General features: G+C 61.4%; 15 protein-coding genes. 5 read left to right on the top strand and 10 right to left on the bottom strand.

What is annotated here, in order from left to right:
- Positions 1-282: 282 nt before the first annotated feature.
- Both B2J69_RS16325 and B2J69_RS16320 read right to left on the bottom strand, forming a co-directional pair.
- Complete coding sequence (locus B2J69_RS16325; protein ID WP_081140700.1) at positions 283-1,371, bottom strand: YncE family protein; 1,089 nt, start codon at positions 1,369-1,371, stop codon at positions 283-285.
- Positions 1,372-1,484: 113 nt separating this feature from the next.
- A complete protein-coding gene (locus tag B2J69_RS16320; RefSeq protein WP_081140699.1) occupies positions 1,485-2,402 on the bottom strand; it encodes a LysR family transcriptional regulator in 918 nt (305 codons plus the stop codon).
- A gap of 86 nt (positions 2,403-2,488) precedes the next feature.
- Between B2J69_RS16320 and B2J69_RS16315 the strand changes: the two genes are divergently transcribed.
- Positions 2,489-3,565: a tartrate dehydrogenase gene (locus B2J69_RS16315; RefSeq protein WP_081140698.1), complete on the top strand. Its 1,077-nt coding sequence runs from the start codon at positions 2,489-2,491 to the stop codon at positions 3,563-3,565.
- On the opposite strand, the gene B2J69_RS16310 is transcribed toward B2J69_RS16315, so the two are convergent.
- From B2J69_RS16310 to B2J69_RS16300, 3 genes are all read right to left on the bottom strand, one after another.
- Positions 3,562-4,890, bottom strand: a complete 1,329-nt coding sequence (locus B2J69_RS16310; protein ID WP_081140697.1) for a glycoside hydrolase family 28 protein — start codon at positions 4,888-4,890, stop codon at positions 3,562-3,564. The genes B2J69_RS16315 and B2J69_RS16310 overlap by 4 nt on opposite strands.
- 103 nt (positions 4,891-4,993) lie before the next feature.
- Positions 4,994-5,848, bottom strand: coding sequence for a BadF/BadG/BcrA/BcrD ATPase family protein (locus B2J69_RS16305; protein ID WP_081140696.1), 855 nt, complete (start codon positions 5,846-5,848; stop codon positions 4,994-4,996).
- 2 nt (positions 5,849-5,850) lie between these two features.
- Positions 5,851-7,104, bottom strand: coding sequence for an MFS transporter (locus tag B2J69_RS16300; RefSeq protein ID WP_081140695.1), 1,254 nt, complete (start codon positions 7,102-7,104; stop codon positions 5,851-5,853).
- Positions 7,105-7,491: 387 nt separating this feature from the next.
- Between B2J69_RS16300 and B2J69_RS16295 the strand changes: the two genes are divergently transcribed.
- On the top strand, positions 7,492-8,082 hold the full coding sequence (locus B2J69_RS16295; RefSeq protein ID WP_081140694.1) for a hypothetical protein: 591 nt from the start codon (positions 7,492-7,494) through the stop codon (positions 8,080-8,082).
- A gap of 281 nt (positions 8,083-8,363) precedes the next feature.
- Positions 8,364-10,754 carry a glucose/quinate/shikimate family membrane-bound PQQ-dependent dehydrogenase gene (locus tag B2J69_RS16290; protein WP_081140706.1) on the top strand — a complete coding sequence of 797 codons (2,391 nt, stop codon included), beginning with the start codon at positions 8,364-8,366 and terminating at the stop codon, positions 10,752-10,754.
- A 68-nt stretch (positions 10,755-10,822) separates the two neighbouring features.
- On the opposite strand, the gene B2J69_RS16285 is transcribed toward B2J69_RS16290, so the two are convergent.
- The 5 genes from B2J69_RS16285 to B2J69_RS16265 all read right to left on the bottom strand — a co-directional run bounded on the left by B2J69_RS16285 (position 10,823) and on the right by B2J69_RS16265 (position 15,204).
- Positions 10,823-11,341: a hypothetical protein gene (locus tag B2J69_RS16285; RefSeq protein WP_081140693.1), complete on the bottom strand. Its 519-nt coding sequence runs from the start codon at positions 11,339-11,341 to the stop codon at positions 10,823-10,825.
- Complete coding sequence (locus tag B2J69_RS16280; RefSeq protein ID WP_081140692.1) at positions 11,310-12,473, bottom strand: XRE family transcriptional regulator; 1,164 nt, start codon at positions 12,471-12,473, stop codon at positions 11,310-11,312. Before B2J69_RS16280 ends, B2J69_RS16285 begins: the two co-directional genes overlap by 32 nt.
- A 98-nt stretch (positions 12,474-12,571) precedes the next feature.
- Positions 12,572-13,768 (bottom strand): MFS transporter, encoded by a 1,197-nt coding sequence (locus B2J69_RS16275; RefSeq protein ID WP_081140691.1) that lies wholly within the window; start codon positions 13,766-13,768, stop codon positions 12,572-12,574.
- A 107-nt stretch (positions 13,769-13,875) separates the two neighbouring features.
- Positions 13,876-14,766, bottom strand: a complete 891-nt coding sequence (locus B2J69_RS16270; protein WP_081140690.1) for a LysR family transcriptional regulator — start codon at positions 14,764-14,766, stop codon at positions 13,876-13,878.
- Positions 14,767-14,835: 69 nt separating this feature from the next.
- The gene (locus B2J69_RS16265; RefSeq protein ID WP_081140689.1) at positions 14,836-15,204 is read right to left on the bottom strand and encodes a helix-turn-helix domain-containing protein; all 369 of its coding nucleotides are present in this window, start codon (positions 15,202-15,204) and stop codon (positions 14,836-14,838) included.
- A gap of 174 nt (positions 15,205-15,378) precedes the next feature.
- Here B2J69_RS16265 and B2J69_RS16260 point away from each other — a divergent pair, with 174 nt between their 5' ends.
- Positions 15,379-16,038 (top strand): response regulator, encoded by a 660-nt coding sequence (locus tag B2J69_RS16260; protein ID WP_081140688.1) that lies wholly within the window; start codon positions 15,379-15,381, stop codon positions 16,036-16,038.
- Positions 16,035-17,390 carry a sensor histidine kinase gene (locus B2J69_RS16255; RefSeq protein WP_081140687.1) on the top strand — a complete coding sequence of 452 codons (1,356 nt, stop codon included), beginning with the start codon at positions 16,035-16,037 and terminating at the stop codon, positions 17,388-17,390. Before B2J69_RS16260 ends, B2J69_RS16255 begins: the two co-directional genes overlap by 4 nt.
- The last annotated feature ends 105 nt before the right edge of the window (positions 17,391-17,495 follow it).

Below are 17,495 nucleotides of genomic sequence, written 5' to 3'. Positions count from 1 at the left end.
GCCAGGAGAGCCCGCAGGGATGCGGGCGAAAGGTGGGGCTGGAACAGGGATGTTCCATCCCCACCGGTCCGTCAGGCAGGCGAATGGCGTGAAGGGACCGCGTCAGCGGCGCGAGGACCGCCAGCCTCTGAGCGGCCTCAGACGGCGTTATCATCCATGCTTAACTGACAAGCATTACGCCATCGGCGTCCTTTCAAAATCTTGCAGCGTGCCGACGCGGGTTGCATGGCCCGCGTTTTACGATTTGTGCCCGCTATGAAATAAAAACCACGCCGCTTCGCCTTAATTCAGCTGAATGCGCGCCACGCTGTCCGGGCCTTTGCTGCTGTGATCCTTATTAAAGCCCTGCTTAATGGTGACGTAGAGCGTCTGACCATCCGGCGTGACCAGCAGGCTGTTGGGATGCCCCTCGAACGACCAGCTGTTTTTCACCGCGTAGGTGGTGGCGTCAAGCTGCAGCACCTTCTGCGATTCACGCTGGCTGATATAGATCTCGTTGCGCTTCGCGTTGAACTTGATGCCCAGCGCGTCGCCGTCGATGCGCTTGATCACCTTGCCGCTGCGCTCGTCGAACACCAGCGTGGTCTTCGCCTTTGAATTATCCGTCACGAACAGACGGCCGGTGGCCGGATCCTCCGCCATATTCAGCAGCAGATACTCTTTGCCGTCGCCAGCGGTCAGACGCTTCTCGATCTTATGGCTGCGCGGATTGATCACCAGGATCTCGCCGCCGCCGTTCGCGGCGTAGATGCGATCGGTGACCGGCGAATAGATAATGCCGGTCACCCACTTGCCGGCGTTTTTAATGCGCGTCTTCAGCTTCATGCTCTGCGCGTCCACCACCCAGATCACGCCCGGATCGCCCACGCCGCCGATATAAAGCTCATCGTTATGCAGGAAGATCTCGCGCGCGCCGAACGGGAAGCCCTTCTCGTTGCGCTCGCTGAACAGGGTGCGCGCCAGCACCTTGCCCTTGACCGGATCGATCTTCGAGACGCCGCCGTCGAGCGAGTTGGTCACGTAGAGCACGCTGCCGTCGCTGCTCATGGTCATGCCGAAATTCTTCAGGTCGGTGTAGCCCTTGCCGGTGGTCTCCAGCGTGGCAGGATCGAGGCGATAGATCACCCCGCCGCTGACATCCTTGAAGGCGTCGGCGCTGGCGACGTAGAGCGCCTTACTGCCCGGCACGTAAGCCATCTCATACAGGCCGAAGCCGAGTTCACGCTGCTTCACCTGCGAGGTGGCTGGCTGCGCGGCGGCGGCGGCTGGTGCTTCGGCTTTTTTTGCTGGCGCCTGGCAGGCGCTCAGACCAAAGGCGGCGGCAACCGCCAGAGCAAGCGCGGCGTGGCGCGGGCTGAACAGAGATTTCATGCATAACTCCCTTGTGAAATAAGCTGCGCCCTGATGCTGCGCGCGCAAAAAGAATGAGAATCATACGCATTAACAATCAGTGTGTAAATGTTAACCCGTTGCTGCCACAGCCTTTACGTCTCAGCGCGTAGCCGCGCCTGCAGAAAATCCACAAAGGCGGTAATACGCGTCGGCAGCTGACGCTGCGCCTGCCAGACCGCGAAGATATCGCCGTCGGGCGCCTGCCACTCCGGCAGCACGTGCAGCAGCTCGCCGCGCGCGATGGCGTGCTGCGCATCCCACCACGACCGCAGCAGAATGCCGTGTCCGTCCAGCGCCATGCGCATCGCCACCTCGCCGTCGTTGGTCAGCAGGCTGCCGCGCACCTTCTGGCTGACGCTCTCTTTCTCGCGCACAAAACGCCACAGGGTGAAGTCCCCTTCATGCTGGCGCAGCAGAATGCAGTTGTGCTGCGCCAGAGCATGGATATCGTCAGGCAGACCGCAGCGCGCGGCATAGGCGGGCGAACAGCAGAGAATGCGCGGGTTGGTGCGCAGCCGACGCGCCACCAGCCGGGAATCGGGCGGTTCGCCGACGCGCACGTCGATATCGACGTTGGCGTCGAGAAAATTGAGCGGCTGGCTGCTGAGCTGCAGCGAGAGCGCCAGTTCAGGATGCAGCGCCGCGAACGCCGACACGCAGGGCGCGACGTGGCGGCGGCCAAAGCCGAACGAGGCGTTGATATTCAGCGTGCCGCGCAGCACCTGGGTCTGGCTGCTTACCGCCTCCTCCAGCGCCGCCAGCTGATCGAGCAGCGGACGCGCGCCCTCCAGATAGCGCCGCCCTTCGACCGTCAGCTCCAGCCGCCGCGTGGTGCGCTTCAGCAGCTGCACGCCGAGCCGCCGCTCCAGCTGGCTCAGGCGCTTGCTTACCGCCGCCAGCGACAGCCCGAGATCGCGCGCCGCCGCCGTTAAACTGCCCAGGGTGGCGATACGCACAAAAAAGGCGAGATCGTCGGTCGAGGTGCGGGATTCTTTACTTTGATTCAACATTGGCTTGCGTTTCAGGCTAATTATTTCCCGGTGATGCAAAGTTATACTGCCTCGACAATTCGAACATCAACCCAAAGAGGTGCCCTGTGACGGAAAAAATTCATCGTATTGCCGTAATCCCCGGCGACGGTATCGGTAAAGAGGTGATGCCGGAAGGCATTCGCGTAATGAACGCGGCGGCGGAGAAGTTTGGCATCGCGCTGCGCTGGGAGTGGTTCGACTTCGCCAGCGCCGAATACTGGCAGCAGCACGGCAAGATGCTGCCCGACGACTGGTTCGCGCAGCTGAAAACCTTCGATGCGATCTATTTCGGCGCGGTGGGCTGGCCGGCGATCGTGCCGGATCACGTTTCGCTGTGGGGATCCCTGCTGCAGTTCCGCCGCGAATTCGATCAGTACGTCAACCTGCGGCCGGTGCGCCTGATGCCCGGCGTGAAAGCGCCGCTGGCCAACCGCCAGCCGGGGGATATCGACTTCTACGTGGTGCGCGAAAATACCGAAGGCGAATACTCCAGCGTCGGCGGCACCATGTTCCCCGGCACCGAACGCGAAGTGGTGATCCAGGAAACGGTGATGACGCGCGTCGGCGTCGATCGCATCCTGAAATTCGCCTACGAGCTGGCCAACAGCCGCCCGAAAAAACACCTGACCTCCGCCACCAAATCCAACGGCATCGCCATTACCATGCCCTACTGGGATCAGCGCGTCGAGGCGATGGGCGAGCACTATCCGCAGGTAGAGGTCGACAAGTACCATATCGATATTCTGACCGCCAACTTCGTGCTGCATCCCGACTGGTTCGACGTGGTGGTCGCCAGCAACCTGTTTGGCGATATCCTCTCCGATCTCGGCCCGGCCTGTACCGGCACCATCGGTATCGCGCCTTCCGCCAACATCAACCCGGACCGCACCTTTCCCAGCCTGTTTGAACCGGTGCACGGCTCCGCGCCCGATATCGCCGGCAAAGGCGTGGCCAACCCCATCGGCCAGATCTGGTGCGGCGCCATGATGCTGGAGCACCTCGGCTATAAGGAAGCGGGCGATGCGGTGCTCGACGCCATCGAGCGCACCCTGGCGCAGGGCGAGTACCTGACGCGCGATCTGGGCGGCGAAGCGGGCACCGAAGCGCTCGGCGCCGCTATCGCCGCCGCGCTCAGCGCCTAATCCACGACAAAGCGCTCAGCGCTCCAGCCTGGCGGCAGCGGTTCAGGCCGCTCCACCGCCAGCTCACGCCAGCGCAGATCCTCGACGCCGCGCGCAAACAGCGCCGGCAGGCCGTGAGGATAGCGCTCGACGCCGAACGCCTCTCCCGTGGCCGGATCGCATTTACAGGCGTTGTCCATCCCCATGCCGGTCGGCGCCTCTGGGTTGCACGGCGGCCGAATATCATACTCGCCCTGCCCGCTCTGGCGGCTGACCACCTGCCGCAGCTGCACGTCGGCGATCAGCACGTTGCGGATATCTCCTGGCCGCGCCGCGTGCAGGTTGATCGCCCCCTCGGCTGTGCCGCTCGCGTGGGTGAACTGCAGCTGCTCGACCCGCCCTGGCTGCACCGCCGGATCGCGCGGGCGCACCGACACGAAAAGCGGATCCGCCTTGCCCCAGTGGCACGGCGGCGCGTGGCGGCAGACAAAGGTGAGATGGCTGAACAGCAACCGCCGCATCGTGCCGCCGTCGCGCGACAGAATGCCGATGCCGCGATTGGAATCAAAAAGGGTGCAGTGGGTGACGGTGACGTCCTCGATATCGTCGAAGGTTTCGCTGCCGATCTTAAAGGCGCAGCTGTAGGAGCGCAGCAGGCAGTTGCTGATGGTGATCTGCCGCGCGGCGCGGCGGAGCGCGGCGGGCTTAGCGGTGGTTTTGATGCAGATGGCGTCGTCCGCCGCGCTGAAGTAGCTGTTGCTGACGAATACCGCCTCGCAGCTGTCGATGTCGAGCGCGTCGGTGTTAGGCATCGTCATCGCGTTGTCGATGGTCAGATGATCGATATGCACGTGGCGGCAGCTCACCAGATGCACCGTCCACATCGGCGCCTGCACGATGCTGAACCCCTCCAGCGTCACCTGCTCGCACGCTTCGAACACGATTATGCGCGGCCGGTGCGGCTGCGGCTGCCGATAACCCTGATCGTCGCGTTCGGCGGCGAACCAGACCTCGCCGTCGCCGTCGATCCTGCCCTTGCCGCTGATGGTCAGGTTGCGCTGACCACAGGCGTAGAGCAGCGCGTAGCGCGAACGCTCTGCCTCGCTCTGCGTCTCTACGCGCTGATAATCTTCAGGCCGGCGGCTGGCGAGCAGCACCGCGCCCGCTTCCAGATGCAGTTCGCTATCGGACGATAAGATCAGCGTACCGCTGCGGTAGCGGCCCGGGGGCACCGTGAGGCGCCCGCCGCCGTGCGCCGCCAGCTGATCCAGCGCGCGCTGCAGCGCGGCAGTGTCCAGGGTTTCGCCGTCGGCGGCAGGGTGAAAATCGGCAAGGGAAAGATGCATGGTTCGGCTCCTGCTAAAGAAGAAGCCGCTATTTCAACGCGTCCGGCCCGCAGAAACCTTTGTCTGGCCGCCACCTTGCCGCTTTGTGCGCCGCCTCGCAAAATCAGCGGTGACGGGCCAGCGCCAGCGCGCCGCTCAGCGCATCGCCCTGCGGCGTCGTCAGCTGGCGCCGCAGCGTTTCCGGCAGATAAGGCGCAATGGGCTGCGCCAGGCCGCCCATCAGCGCCAGCTTGCCAGACTGGCGCGCCAGCAGCGGCTGCGCCATCAGGGCGATCTCCTCTGCGCTCTGCCGCACCAGCGCCAGGCCGTGGACATCGCCCTGCTGCGCGGCGGCGAACACCTCCGGCACCACGCTGCCCCAGTCAGCGGTGGTCGCCTGCTGCGACCAGAGCAGCAGCGTTTCCGCCTCATCCTCAAAGCGCGCCATCAAACGCTGCGTCAGGGGCGAGGTGGGCAGGATCGCCTCATGCGCCAGCAGCGCCAGCCGCAGCGCGCGCTGGCCAAGAATCGCGCCGGAGCCGAGATCGGAGAGGGCAAAGCCCCAGCCGCCCAGCAGGGTAAAGCTGTCGCCGTCCCAGCAGGCGCCCTGGCTGCCGGTGCCGACGATAAACACCGCGCCAGGCGCGCCGCCGTGCGCGCCCATACAGGCGATTTCGACGTCGGTCACCACGCGCAGCGAGGCGCACGCCGGGCGCCAGCCCGCCAGACGCCGCTGAACCGACGGCACGTTGGCGCCCGCCAGCCCGGCGACGATATGCAGCCGCGCGGCGGCAATGCGCGCCTCGCTCGTCACCCGCGCGATCAGCGCGTTGAGCGCGTCGATGGCCGCGTCATAGGCGGCAAAAACGTTCGCCGGGCCGCCTTCGGCCTGCGCCAGCAGCACGCCCTGCGCGTCGGTCAGCCTTGCGCGGCAGCGGGTGCCGCCGCCGTCAATGCCAAGATAGTAGTCAGGATCCATGCTTAATTCCGCGTCGCTTCATGTTGGGGATCATTCTCCAGTTTCTGCCGCTTGCGTAAATGCGGAAACAGCGCCATCCACAGGCCAACCACCACCAGCGTGCCGACGCCGCCGATTGCCGCAGCGGGCACCGCGCCGAAAAAGGCGGCCAGCATGCCCGACTCAAACTCGCCGAGCTGGTTCGAGGTGTTGATAAAGATGGCGTTTACCGCGTTGACGCGGCCGCGCATATCGTCCGGCGTGTCGAGCTGCACCAGCGCGCCGCGGATCACCATGCTCACCATATCGAAGCCGCCGAGCGCGGCCAGCGCCAGCAGCGACAGCCAGAGCTGCGTTGAGAGCGCGAACACCAGCGTCGCGACACCAAATCCGGCCACCGAGCCGAACATAATCATGCCGACATGTTTTTCCAGCTTATTACGGCTCAGCCAAATGCCCACCAGCAGCGCGCCCACCGACGGCGCACCGCGCAGCAGACCGAGCCCCCACGGGCCGGTATGCAGGATATCCTGGGCGAAAATCGGCAGCAGCGCCGTGGCGCCGCCGAGCAGCACCGCGAAGAGATCGAGCGAAATCACCCCAAGCACATCTTTGCGATCGCGGATAAAGCGCACCCCGGCAAAGAGATTGGGCAGGTTCATCGGCAGGCGCGTCTGCGGCGGACGCTCGTAGCGCAGGCGCGCCACCAGACAGAGCGACAGCAGATAGAAGGCGGCGGAGACGCCGTAGACCACATCTGGCCCGGCAACATAGAGCAGGCCGCCCAGCGTCGGGCCGACGATCACCGCCGCCTGGCTGCCGACCGAGGTCGACGCCATCGCGCGCGCCAGGATCCCAGGGGGCACCAGCGCCGGCAGCATAGAGGTAATCGCGGGCCACTCCAGCGCTTTCGCCACCGAAATCAGAAACACCAGCCCCCAGATTTCAATTTTGCCCGCCCAGTGAAACAGCGTCAGAAACACCAGCGCCACCAGCGCGGCGCACTCAATCAGCTGGCCCAGCAGCACGATGCGGCGGCGGTCAAACTGATCGGCCAGATGGCCGGCGGGCAGCGCCAGCAGCACCGACGGCAAAAACTGCATCAGGCCGATAATGCCCAGCGCCATTGCGCTGTTGGTAAGGGCGTAGATCTGCCAGCTAATGGCAACGGAGAACATTTGAAAACCAAACGATGAGCAGGTGCGCGCCAGCCAGAATGCGACAAACGCGCGGTGTTTTAACAGCGACTCGTCCGCTGTCGGAGCCATAGATCCCATATTCTATCCCGTTAATCAGTATGCTGGCTCACGTCATGGCGCGAGCCTCTCTTCTTTATCCGCGCAGGTGAATGCGCAGCACAGCGTGCTTGATTTCGGGACGTCTGGCAATGTCGCTCTGTGCCTTCGTGCGGCCATTAATTGCCACCCGTCGTGACGGCTTTATTACTGACCATTATCAGACTATTTATTTCCAGAAAGACAGAATTAGTACCAGTAAATTATTAGAAAACGCATAACCGAGGCGCGTTAATTACCGGGCGGCACTGCGCATAAAAAGGGTGACGTCTTTAATATTTCCGTTTTATATTGAGTCCAGCAGTAACCTGAGCGTTACCTTGAGAAACACTTTTAATTTTGTCCGACTTTTCTTTTAACCAGAGATGCATGGAAAATAGCTTGTACAATCCATATGTTACTGAAGAGATTCGCTGCCCGGCCGGTACATTGCTGGGTTCTTGTTATTCTAAGCCTTACCGACTGGATGATGTTGAGGAAACCAATAATAACGCCGACATAGTTGCATGGAAAAATCACTCTGCAAATGAAGCAGCCTTAATGATTATTCCTGTTGGCGTGAAGCAGCTTAAACAAATCATTGCCGCGCCGGAGCAATATCATTACTGGCAGCATGAGCAGGTTCGGCTGGCGATTAACTATGAGGCGTTTAAAGAGTGCCGCCTCGCTTTGCCTGAAATAATTCCCGTTTTTCGCTTCTGGCTGATCGACTTTGCGCCGCCCGGTGCCGACTGGCGGCTGATTGAATCTTTTCCTTTTGCCGGCATCGTGTTAAGCGAAGATTTCTTTAACGCTAATTATCAAAAATTCACCTTTCCGTTTTTATTATCTTCATTTGCTGAAAGGGAAATGATGGTTATTGTCCGCAGCACGCAACCGGCGCCGCCCGCTGAGGTGATGCGCGCGCTAAATATAGCGGGCTGGCAGCACCAGCGCCGCGCGTCTGCGCCTTCCCCCTGAATTACCGAGGAAAAACCTAACCGCTAGCGTTATGGACGCAGGCTTTGCGCCATAACGCAGCGTAACCCCCATAAAATGTCGTGCTAATTACGCCCGTAAGTGCAAAGCGCTAAAAAAATCAAACCTCTTAACGTTTTTGCTATAAAATTTAACTCACATGGATTGCGATGCTCACGGGAAGAGCAGCATTGAACACCTGCTTTCTTACGTACTTTATGACGTGAAAACAGCCTAATGCGTTGTTTTCTGTGTTTTTATGGCAAAAAAACGAGGTCGACATTATGGGGAAAAGTTCCTCATCTTTTGGCGTAATTCGTTTCCTGACGGTGCTGTTCGCATTCCTGACGGGCGCGTTTATGCTGATAGGCGGTGGTTGGTTAGCCGCTATCGGAGGTTCCTGGTATTACGTTATCGGCGGTGTGGTTATGCTTATCACCGCTTATCTGCTGTCACGTCGCCAAAGCACTGCGCTGGTTCTCTATGCGCTGCTGCTGATCGGCACCCTGATCTGGGGCGTGTGGGAAGTCGGCACCGACTTCTGGGCCCTGGCGCCGCGCACCGACGTGCTGGTGATTTTCGGCGTCTGGCTGATCCTGCCGTTTGTTTACCGTAGCGTAAACGCGGGCAGCAAAGCCGCGCTGGGCAGCATGGCGGTGGCGCTGATCGCCAGCGCACTGGTGCTGGCGTATGCGGTATTCAACGATCCGCAGACGGTGAACGGCAAGCTGCCGGAAACCGCGCAGAACGCCACGCCGGCGCAGCCGCTGAGCGCGATCGACGACGCTGACTGGCCCGCGTATGCACGCGATCAGCAGGGCACCCGTTTCTCTCCGCTGAAGCAGATCAACGAAGAGAACGTGAAAAACCTGCAGGTAGCCTGGCAGTTCCAGACCGGCGACCTGAAAACCGCCAACGATCCGGGCGAAATTACCGACGAAGTGACGCCGATTAAAGTCCGCGACACCGTTTATCTCTGCTCACCGCATCAGATCCTGTTCGCGCTCGACGCCACCACCGGCAAGCAGAAGTGGAAATTTGATCCGGGCCTGAAGCCGAATCCGACCTTCCAGCATGTGACCTGCCGTGGCGTCTCTTACCACGAAGTGCCTGCGGCGGCCGACGCGGCAAACAGCCAGCCTGCGCTCTGCTCGCGCCGTATTTACCTGCCGGTAAACGACGGTCGCCTGTTCGCGCTGGATGCGGAAACTGGCGCGCGCTGCCCTGCCTTTGGCAACAACGGCGAGCTGGATCTGCAGCACAAGCAGCCGGTTACCACGCCGGGTCAGTATGAGCCGACCTCTCCGCCGATTATCACCGATACCACTATCGTGATCGCCGGCGCGGTTACCGATAACTACTCGACTCGCGAGCCGTCAGGCGCCATTCGCGGCTTCGACGTTAACACCGGTAAACTGCTGTGGGTCTTCGATCCGGGCGCGAAAGATCCAAACGCGATTCCGGCTGACGAACACACCTTCACCATGAACTCGCCTAACTCCTGGGCGCCGGCGGTCTACGATCCGAAACTGGATACCGTTTATCTGCCGATGGGCGTTTCTACCCCGGATATCTGGGGCGGCAACCGCACGCCAGAGCAGGAGCGTTATGCGAGCAGCGTACTGGCGCTGAACGCCACCACCGGTAAGCTGGTCTGGTCTTATCAGACCGTGCACCACGACCTGTGGGATATGGATCTGCCGTCGCAGCCGACCCTGGCCGACATCACCGATAAAGACGGTAATACCGTTCCGGTGATCTACGCCCCGGCCAAAACCGGCAACATCTTCGTGCTGGATCGTCGCACCGGCAAGCCGGTGGTGCCCGCGCCGGAGACCCCGGTGCCGCAGGGCGCGGCGAAAGGCGATCACGTGTCGCCGACGCAGCCTTACTCTGAGCTGACCTACCGTCCGAAGAAGAACCTGACGGACAAGGATATGTGGGGCGCGACCCTGTATGACCAGCTGGTGTGCCGCGTGATCTTCAAGCGCCTGCGCTATGAAGGTCCGTTCACGCCGCCGTCCGAGCAGGGCACGCTGGTGTTCCCGGGCAACCTGGGCATGTTCGAATGGGGCGGTATCGCGGTCGATCCGCATCGCCAGATCGCTATTGCCAACCCGATGGCGCTGCCGTTTGTGTCTAAACTGGTGCCGCGCGGTCCAGGCAACCCGATCGAGCCGCCTGAAGGCGCGAACGGCGGTTCTGGTACTGAAACCGGTATCCAGCCGCAGTATGGCGTGCCGTACGGCGTGGAGCTGAACCCGTTCCTGTCGCCGTTTGGTCTGCCGTGTAAGCAGCCGGCCTGGGGCTACGTTTCTGCGGTCGACCTGAAGACCAACGAGGTTGTCTGGAAGAAACGTATTGGTACTACGCGCGACAGCGCGCCGGTTCCGATTCCGTTCAAGATGGGTATGCCGATGCTGGGTGGCCCAATCGCGACAGCCGGTAAGGTCTTCTTTATCGGTGCGACCGCAGATAACTATCTGCGCGCCTTCAGCACCGAAACCGGCGAGCAGCTGTGGCAGGCGCGTCTGCCGGCTGGCGGCCAGGCGACGCCGATGACCTATGAAGCGAATGGCAAGCAGTACGTTGTCATCGCGGCGGGCGGTCACGGCTCCTTTGGCACCAAACTGGGCGACTATGTCATCGCCTATGCGCTGCCGGACGAGAAATAAACGAGCACTAAGCTAAAACGCACGTCTGATGCCGGTCACCTGAGGTGACCGGCATTTTTTTTGCCGTTTCAGGAAAATTTTGCCAGCAGCGCGTCGCGGATAGAGGGTTTCATGGTTAGACCGCGATCGAGGAAGGCCTGAAAAAAGTGGCGCGCCTGCGCTTTGCTCAGCATATGGCGGTTAATCGCCTCTTCCAGAATGCCGCCATGTCTGGCGACTCTGATCCCCCTCTCCTGACAGGTTTTAAACACCGCATTATCGGCAGAGAGACAGGTTGCATCCTGTAAACGCGCCTGAAGAACACAGCTTATATCAGCATGTTTAAGCGCGCGTCGGCGTACTTTAATTTCCTGCATTTCCGCGTAATGTTCGGGTTCGTAATCGTTGGTGAAGGCGTAAGGCAGCTGCAAACGCGCTAGCGTCTGCTGAACGTCCAGCTGGTATTTCACCTTCAGCTCTTCGCATACGTAAGGGTCGATCCAGACGCCGCCGGGAAACAGCTGCCAGATCAGCGCTAAACAGCCGCACCCATAGAAATCGGACAGGACATTGGTATCAATGACGCATCTGGGGCATTGAAAAGGCATCCTCGCCAGCCTCCTGATCGGCGTACCATTTTTCCAGCAGTACGCTTAGCTCCTTTCTGTTGAGTTCCAGCAGATCCGCCAGGAAAGATTCCGATGCCGTTCCTGCTTCCCACGCCTTGCGAGAGAGCACCAGCAGGCGCTCTTTATAGCTGAGCGGATCCCTTATCGGCTTGGGTTCCTGCCTGTTCCAGCCTTTTTGCTGCGTAATGCTCCAGAGCCAGGCTGCGTTTTTTGGCGATATTAATCGACATTTGCTCAGACGGTCGACCATGCAGGCAAAGGAGACGCGGTAAATGCTTTTTAGCCGCATAACCGTCTCCTCATAGGCCCATCCGCCGCCCTGCATCAGGAACTGCTTACGCAGCGCATGCTCAGGGATCAAAAAACAGGCGGCGAAATGATTGGCGACTTTCTCTTCTGGCGAAACCGATTTGCCGCGCGTTTTATAGGTTTTTGCGGGACCGGTATAGTCGTCGCGATGAAAAATGATATGCGCGTATTCGTGGCAGATGCTGAATATCTGTCTCTCAACCGACACGGAAGGGTGATTATTGACGTAGATCGCCGTGCCGTATTTATCGCTAAAGGCCGAAAAACCGGACACCAGTCCCTCTTCAGCCTGATGGCTAAAGGGGATGACGCGGATATCGAATGACTCCAGCAGCGCCACGATATCGCCGACGCAGGTGGCATCGCCGACGCCGAGACGCCGCCGCTCTTCTGCGGCTTTATCCTCGACCCTTAACAGATCCTCTTCCTTCGCCGTAAATATCGGCAGCGAATTGGGAAGATCTTCTGGCTGTCTGGCGTCTGCGGCTTCCTCAATGGCATGGATATGCTGGAGTTTGCTGATAAGCGCATTGCGCAGCTTGCTGTCCAGCATATCGGGATGGTCCGCCCGCATGGCGAAGCGAAACGTGCCTTCATCGCTGTCGTAAAAATAGCCGATCGGTTTGTTATAAAGCTTACAGAGCGCAATAAGCTGCGTCACGGTCGGTACGCCCTGCGCCTGCTCAAACTTACTGTAAGTTTGCCGCACGACGCCAATCGCATCGGCAACGGCGACAGCGCTTAAACCCGCTTCAGCGCGCGCAGCAAACAAGCGTTCCGCTATATATTCCTGGATATTCATAGGTTACTCCCGGTTAACGTTCACGGGAACTTTTCAAGCTTCCATGTTAACTATGGCACACAGTATCAGCTCCCCTCCTGACAGGATAATGATTTAAATTAATGATGTCGGCTGCGGCGCCAGTTCACCGCGCCACACAACAACATCACCGCTGCCGTCAGCAGAAACACCGGCCGCATGCCGAACGCGCCGCCGACAAACCCGCCAAACAGCGGGCCGCTCACCTGGCCGATATACTGCGCCGAGGTCGAGTAGCCGAGCATGCGGCCAACCTGCCCTTCCGGCACGCTATGACGAATAATCGCCGTGATACAGGGCAGCAGTCCGCCCAGCGCCATGCCCATCAGAAAGCGCAGCGCCACCAGCTGCCACGCGGCGGTGATAAACGCCTGCGGGATCAGCAGCGCCGCGCAGGCGATCAGACCGGCGCTCAGCACGCGCCCGTGGCCGATGCGGTCCGCCAGCCTGCCGAGCCGCGGCGCCGAGAGAATGCTGCCCAGCGCGGCGGCGGCCATCACCAGCCCGGCGGTGACGGTAATCGCGTGGTCGCCCTGCACAAACTGGCCGATATAAAGCGTGATAATCGGCTCAATCGACATATTGGCAAAAATCAGCAGCATGCCCGACAGCCACATCAGCTTCACCACGCCGTGGCGGCCGACGTCCGGCGCCTCTTGCGCGCGGCGCGGCGCGGCAGGCTGGCGCGGCAGCTCTTTCAGCAAGAAGGTGGTGGCGAGAAAGGCGAGAAAAATAACGCCGCCGGTCAGCCAGAAGGTATGCCGGATGCCAATCAGCGGCGGCAGCACGCCGCCCAGCAGTGGGCCGACCACGTTGCCCGCCATAATCCCGGACGAGAGCACGCCCAGCGCCCAGCCGGTGTGCGCCTTCGGCGTCTGCGCCGCCACCAGAATCGTCGAGCCAGAGGCGTAGCCGCCGAGCAGCCCCGCCAGCAGCCGCAGCGCCACCAGCTGCCAGGGCGCGGTCGCCATGCCGATCAGCGCCATCGCGATCGCCATGCCGAGGCTGGCGCGGATCAGCATCAGCTTGCGCCCATAGCGATCCGCCAGTCGGCCCCAGAGCGGCGCGGTCAGCGCGGCGCTGAAAAAGGTGGCGCCGTAGGCCAGCCCGGACCAGCGCGCAATCGCCGCCGGCTCGGTCACGCCGAGCTGGCGCACGTAGAGCGGCAGAAACGGCAGCAGCAGCGTCATCGCCACGATGGTGCTGAACGAACCCAGCACACACACCCATAAGTTACGTTTCCAGATTTGCGCGTCTGGCGCGGCGATCGCTTCCATAAAGCCCCCATGATTGTCCGGCTTTCAGGCTAACGTCGTTGAGGCGCAAACAACAGTGGCGGCGCGATAATTGCCAGACGCCGCCCTTTGTTGCCAGAGAGCAACAATCAGCCGCCGAGTGCGGCAATCAGCGCGTCGCACAGCAGGCTGACCGGTGCGGCGGGCTGCGCCTCGTTCAGCAGCAGGTAGCTCTGCAGGCGGTCCATCTGCCACTCCGCCAGCAGCTGGGTGATTTCGCCGCGCGCCAGCGCCGCCTGCGCCATGTAGGAAGGCAGATAGGCGATGCCGCTGCCCGCCTGCGCGGCGTTGAGCAGCGCCATGCTGTTGTTGGCGCGAAAGCGGCTGCGCACGTCGACCGCCAGCCGCTGCTTATCGCGGCGGAAAGGCAGCGCCGCGGTGTGCGCCGGGCCGTGAAACATCAGCAGATCGTGGCGCGGCAGCATATCGGGATGGGTAATGGGCGCGCGCTGCGCCAGATAGGCCGGGGCGGCGTAGAGTCCCCAGTCGATATCGCCCAGCACCCGGACGTGCGCGCCCTGCGGCGCGCGGGCGCGAATAAGGATGGCGATATCAACCTGCTCCTCCAGCCGATCGCTGCTGCGATCGGTCAGGTCGAGATCGACGTTGATATGGATATGACGCCGCAGAAAGGGATTAAGTGCGGGCGCCACGCACTGGCAGCCGTAGGTCACCGGCGCCTGTAGCCGCACATTGCCCGCCGCGTTCTGATGCAGCTGCTGGACGAAAGCGTCGGCGCGATGCATCTCCGCCAGCATGCGGGTACAGAAGGGATAGTAGGCCTGGCCCAGTTCGGTCAACGCCATAGCGCGCGTGGTGCGCTGCAGCAGCTTAAAGCCCAGCCGCACCTCAAGCCGGGCGATCTCCCGACTGACGTGCGATTTCGACAGGCCGAGCGCGCGCGCGGCCTCGCTAAAGCTTCTGCACTCCACCACGCGGGCGAACATCATCATCGCCGTTAAGTTTTCGCTGTTGTCCATGAGTCTGCTTGTCTGCCGGAAAAAAGCAGACTAAACAATTCAGCGATCCGTGGCACCTGTTTGTTGCGGTCAGCTCGCCATCGCCAGCGGAAACAGCAGCCGGTCCGGCTCGACGCGGCGCTGACGGCGCAGCTGTCCCGGCGTGACGCGGAAATAGTTTTTAAAGGTGCGGGTGTAAGCCTGCTGGGTGTCGAAACCGTAGTTCATCGCCACCTGCAGGATCGCCTCATTGCTGTTCAGCAGCAGCAGAGCGGACTCCGTCAGCCGGCGCTGGCGAATATATTCCGCCAGCGAAAAGCCGGTGTGCTGACGAAACAGACGCTGCAGATGCCAGCGGGAATAGCCCGAGCGGCGCGACACCTCATCCAGATGCAGATCCTGGCCTAAGTTGCCTTCAATCCACTCCAGCAGGCTACGAATAAATTCGCGCTGATTCATGTGTTCCTCCTGATACGGCATGATGTTCAGTGAGCCCACTGTAGCGCGGAAAATTTATCCCTTAATTAGCGGAAAATTAGCGCAGAATTAGCAACGGGCGCCGCAGCGCGATTTTAATTCTGTGCTAATAATCGCGGCGTACACTCTGGCTATCTGTATACGAGGACGATTTTCATGCGCGTGCTGCTGGTTGAAGATGATGAAATGATCGGCGCTAACCTGCAGCTGGCGCTGGAGGCCGCAGGCTGGTCGGTTGACTGGGTGCGCGACGGAGTGTTCGCCCATCACGCCTGGAACGAAGGCGGCTACACCTGCGTGCTGCTCGATCTCGGCCTGCCGCGCGACGACGGCCTGCAGGTGCTGAAGCGCGCGCGCGGACGCGGCGACGCCACGCCGGTGCTGATTTTAACCGCGCGCGACACCGTGGCGCAGCGCGTGCAGGGGCTGGACTGCGGCGCCGACGACTACCTTCTCAAACCCTTCGATCTGCAAGAGGTGCTGGCGCGCATGCGTGCAATTACCCGACGTCGCCACGGTGCGGCGGACTCGCTGCTCGGCAGCGGCGACGTCCAGCTGGATATGATGACGCGTGAAGTGCTCTACAAGGGCCAGCGCGAGCAGCTCACCGCGCGCGAATATGCGCTGCTTTACGCCCTGCTGGAGCGCCCCGGCGCCATTCTGTCGCGCGAGCAGCTGGAAAACCGCATCTACGGCTGGGGCGAAGAGGTCACCAGCAACGCAGTGGACGTGCTGATCCACGGCATGCGCCGCAAACTCGATAACGACGCCATCCGCAACGTGCGCGGTCTCGGCTGGCGCGTGCCTGCGCTATGAAGCCGTTCACTTTTATGCGCTCCCTGCGCAACAAGCTGCTGAGCACGCTGCTGATTATCCACCTGCTGATGATCGGCGGCGTCACCTGGTACTTCTTCAGCTGCTACGGCGAGATGATCGGCACCATGAAGGATGACCAGCTGACGAAAATCGCCGACGCCTGGGCGACCAATAAAGAGATCCCGGCGCTGATGCCGCTGATGCTGCACGCCGACAAGGTGAAGAGCGCCTACGTGGTGCAGCTGTGGGACAGCAACGGCAAGCTGCGCGCCAGCTCCTGGCCAGAGCTGCACGCGCCGCTGCAGGCGGAAAAAGGCTGGCACGATATTGATGTCGGCAGCTGCGACGAGTGCGGCTGGCGCATCTATACCCGTCCCGGCGAGCCGGGCAGCGAGATCAAAACCATCCAGGTGATGCATAACCTGAGCTATATGCGTTCGGTGATGGTGAAACGCGCGCTGTCGGCGATTATCCCGCTGATTTTAATGATGCCGCTCTCGCTGCTGGTGATCTGGCTGGTGGTGCGCAAAATTACCCGCGATCTGCGCGTCGCCTCGCGCGAGATCGCCGCGCAGGAGACGCTGCATCCGCATCTGGTGTCGCCAGAGGGGCTGCCGGATGAGATCCTGCCGCTGGTGGAGGCCTACAATTCGCTGCTCAACAAGCTGCGCGCCGCCTGGTCGTCGCAGCGCCAGTTTCTGGAGGACGCCGCGCACGAGCTGCGCACGCCGGTGACGGCGGTGACGCTGCAGCTGGAGAATCTGCGTCAGCATATTCAGCCGGGCGAAGCGAGCCGCCAGTTCGATCAGCTGGAGGCGGGGGTGACGCGCACGCGCCATCTGGTGGCGCAGCTGCTCAATATCTCTCGTCAGGAAGATCAAACCGTGGTCGCCTCGGTGGAGCATATCGAGCTGGAGGATCTGCTGAAAGAGAGCATCGAGCAGCTGATGGTGGTGGCCGATAAGCGCGGCATCGACATCGGCTTTAACGGCTCGACCCACTATCGCCTGCAGGCGAGCCGCTCTGAGCTGCGCAGCCTGTTCGACAACCTGATCGGCAACGCCATGCTGCATACCCCGGAAGGGAGCCTGGTAGACGTGCTGCTGCACCGCGTCGGCGACCGCACGGTGGTGGATATCGTCGATAACGGGCCGGGCATGCCGGAGTCCTTTATCGATCGCGCCTTTGACCGCTTTACCCGCGCGCCGACGGTGAAGGCGCAGGGCAGCGGCTTAGGTCTGTCGATTGTGCGCAGCGTCGCCCAGAAGCACCATATCCAGGTTTCCCTCTCAAACTGCCTCAATCCGCAGGGCGCCATCTGCGGATTGCAGGTGCGCGTCACCCTGCCCTGATTTTCCTGTTCGCGTGCGATGCCGACAACGTAAACGGTTGCGGCGTTCCGTTCGCTGCGGCTTATTTTCGTGACACAGTTCACATTTTCACGTAAATGCAATGCA

This window comes from Pantoea latae (genome assembly GCF_002077695.1).
GTDB classification, from domain to species: Bacteria; Pseudomonadota; Gammaproteobacteria; order Enterobacterales; family Enterobacteriaceae; genus Pantoea; species Pantoea latae.
Note: the sequence above shows the minus strand (reverse complement) of the source record. Positions and strands in the feature narration are given on the sequence as shown.

Coding starts and splice junctions, on each gene's coding strand:
- B2J69_RS16265 (WP_081140689.1), bottom strand. CDS start 15,204: ATGAATCAGCGCGAATTTATTCGTAGCCTGCTGGAGTGGATTGAAGGC.
- B2J69_RS16325 (WP_081140700.1), bottom strand. CDS start 1,371: ATGAAATCTCTGTTCAGCCCGCGCCACGCCGCGCTTGCTCTGGCGGTT.
- B2J69_RS16275 (WP_081140691.1), bottom strand. CDS start 13,768: ATGGAAGCGATCGCCGCGCCAGACGCGCAAATCTGGAAACGTAACTTA.
- B2J69_RS16295 (WP_081140694.1), top strand. CDS start 7,492: ATGGAAAATAGCTTGTACAATCCATATGTTACTGAAGAGATTCGCTGC.
- B2J69_RS16305 (WP_081140696.1), bottom strand. CDS start 5,848: ATGGATCCTGACTACTATCTTGGCATTGACGGCGGCGGCACCCGCTGC.
- B2J69_RS16280 (WP_081140692.1), bottom strand. CDS start 12,473: ATGAATATCCAGGAATATATAGCGGAACGCTTGTTTGCTGCGCGCGCT.
- B2J69_RS16255 (WP_081140687.1), top strand. CDS start 16,035: ATGAAGCCGTTCACTTTTATGCGCTCCCTGCGCAACAAGCTGCTGAGC.
- B2J69_RS16290 (WP_081140706.1), top strand. CDS start 8,364: ATGGGGAAAAGTTCCTCATCTTTTGGCGTAATTCGTTTCCTGACGGTG.
- B2J69_RS16300 (WP_081140695.1), bottom strand. CDS start 7,104: ATGGGATCTATGGCTCCGACAGCGGACGAGTCGCTGTTAAAACACCGC.
- B2J69_RS16260 (WP_081140688.1), top strand. CDS start 15,379: ATGCGCGTGCTGCTGGTTGAAGATGATGAAATGATCGGCGCTAACCTG.
- B2J69_RS16310 (WP_081140697.1), bottom strand. CDS start 4,890: ATGCATCTTTCCCTTGCCGATTTTCACCCTGCCGCCGACGGCGAAACC.
- B2J69_RS16320 (WP_081140699.1), bottom strand. CDS start 2,402: ATGTTGAATCAAAGTAAAGAATCCCGCACCTCGACCGACGATCTCGCC.
- B2J69_RS16285 (WP_081140693.1), bottom strand. CDS start 11,341: ATGCCTTTTCAATGCCCCAGATGCGTCATTGATACCAATGTCCTGTCC.
- B2J69_RS16270 (WP_081140690.1), bottom strand. CDS start 14,766: ATGGACAACAGCGAAAACTTAACGGCGATGATGATGTTCGCCCGCGTG.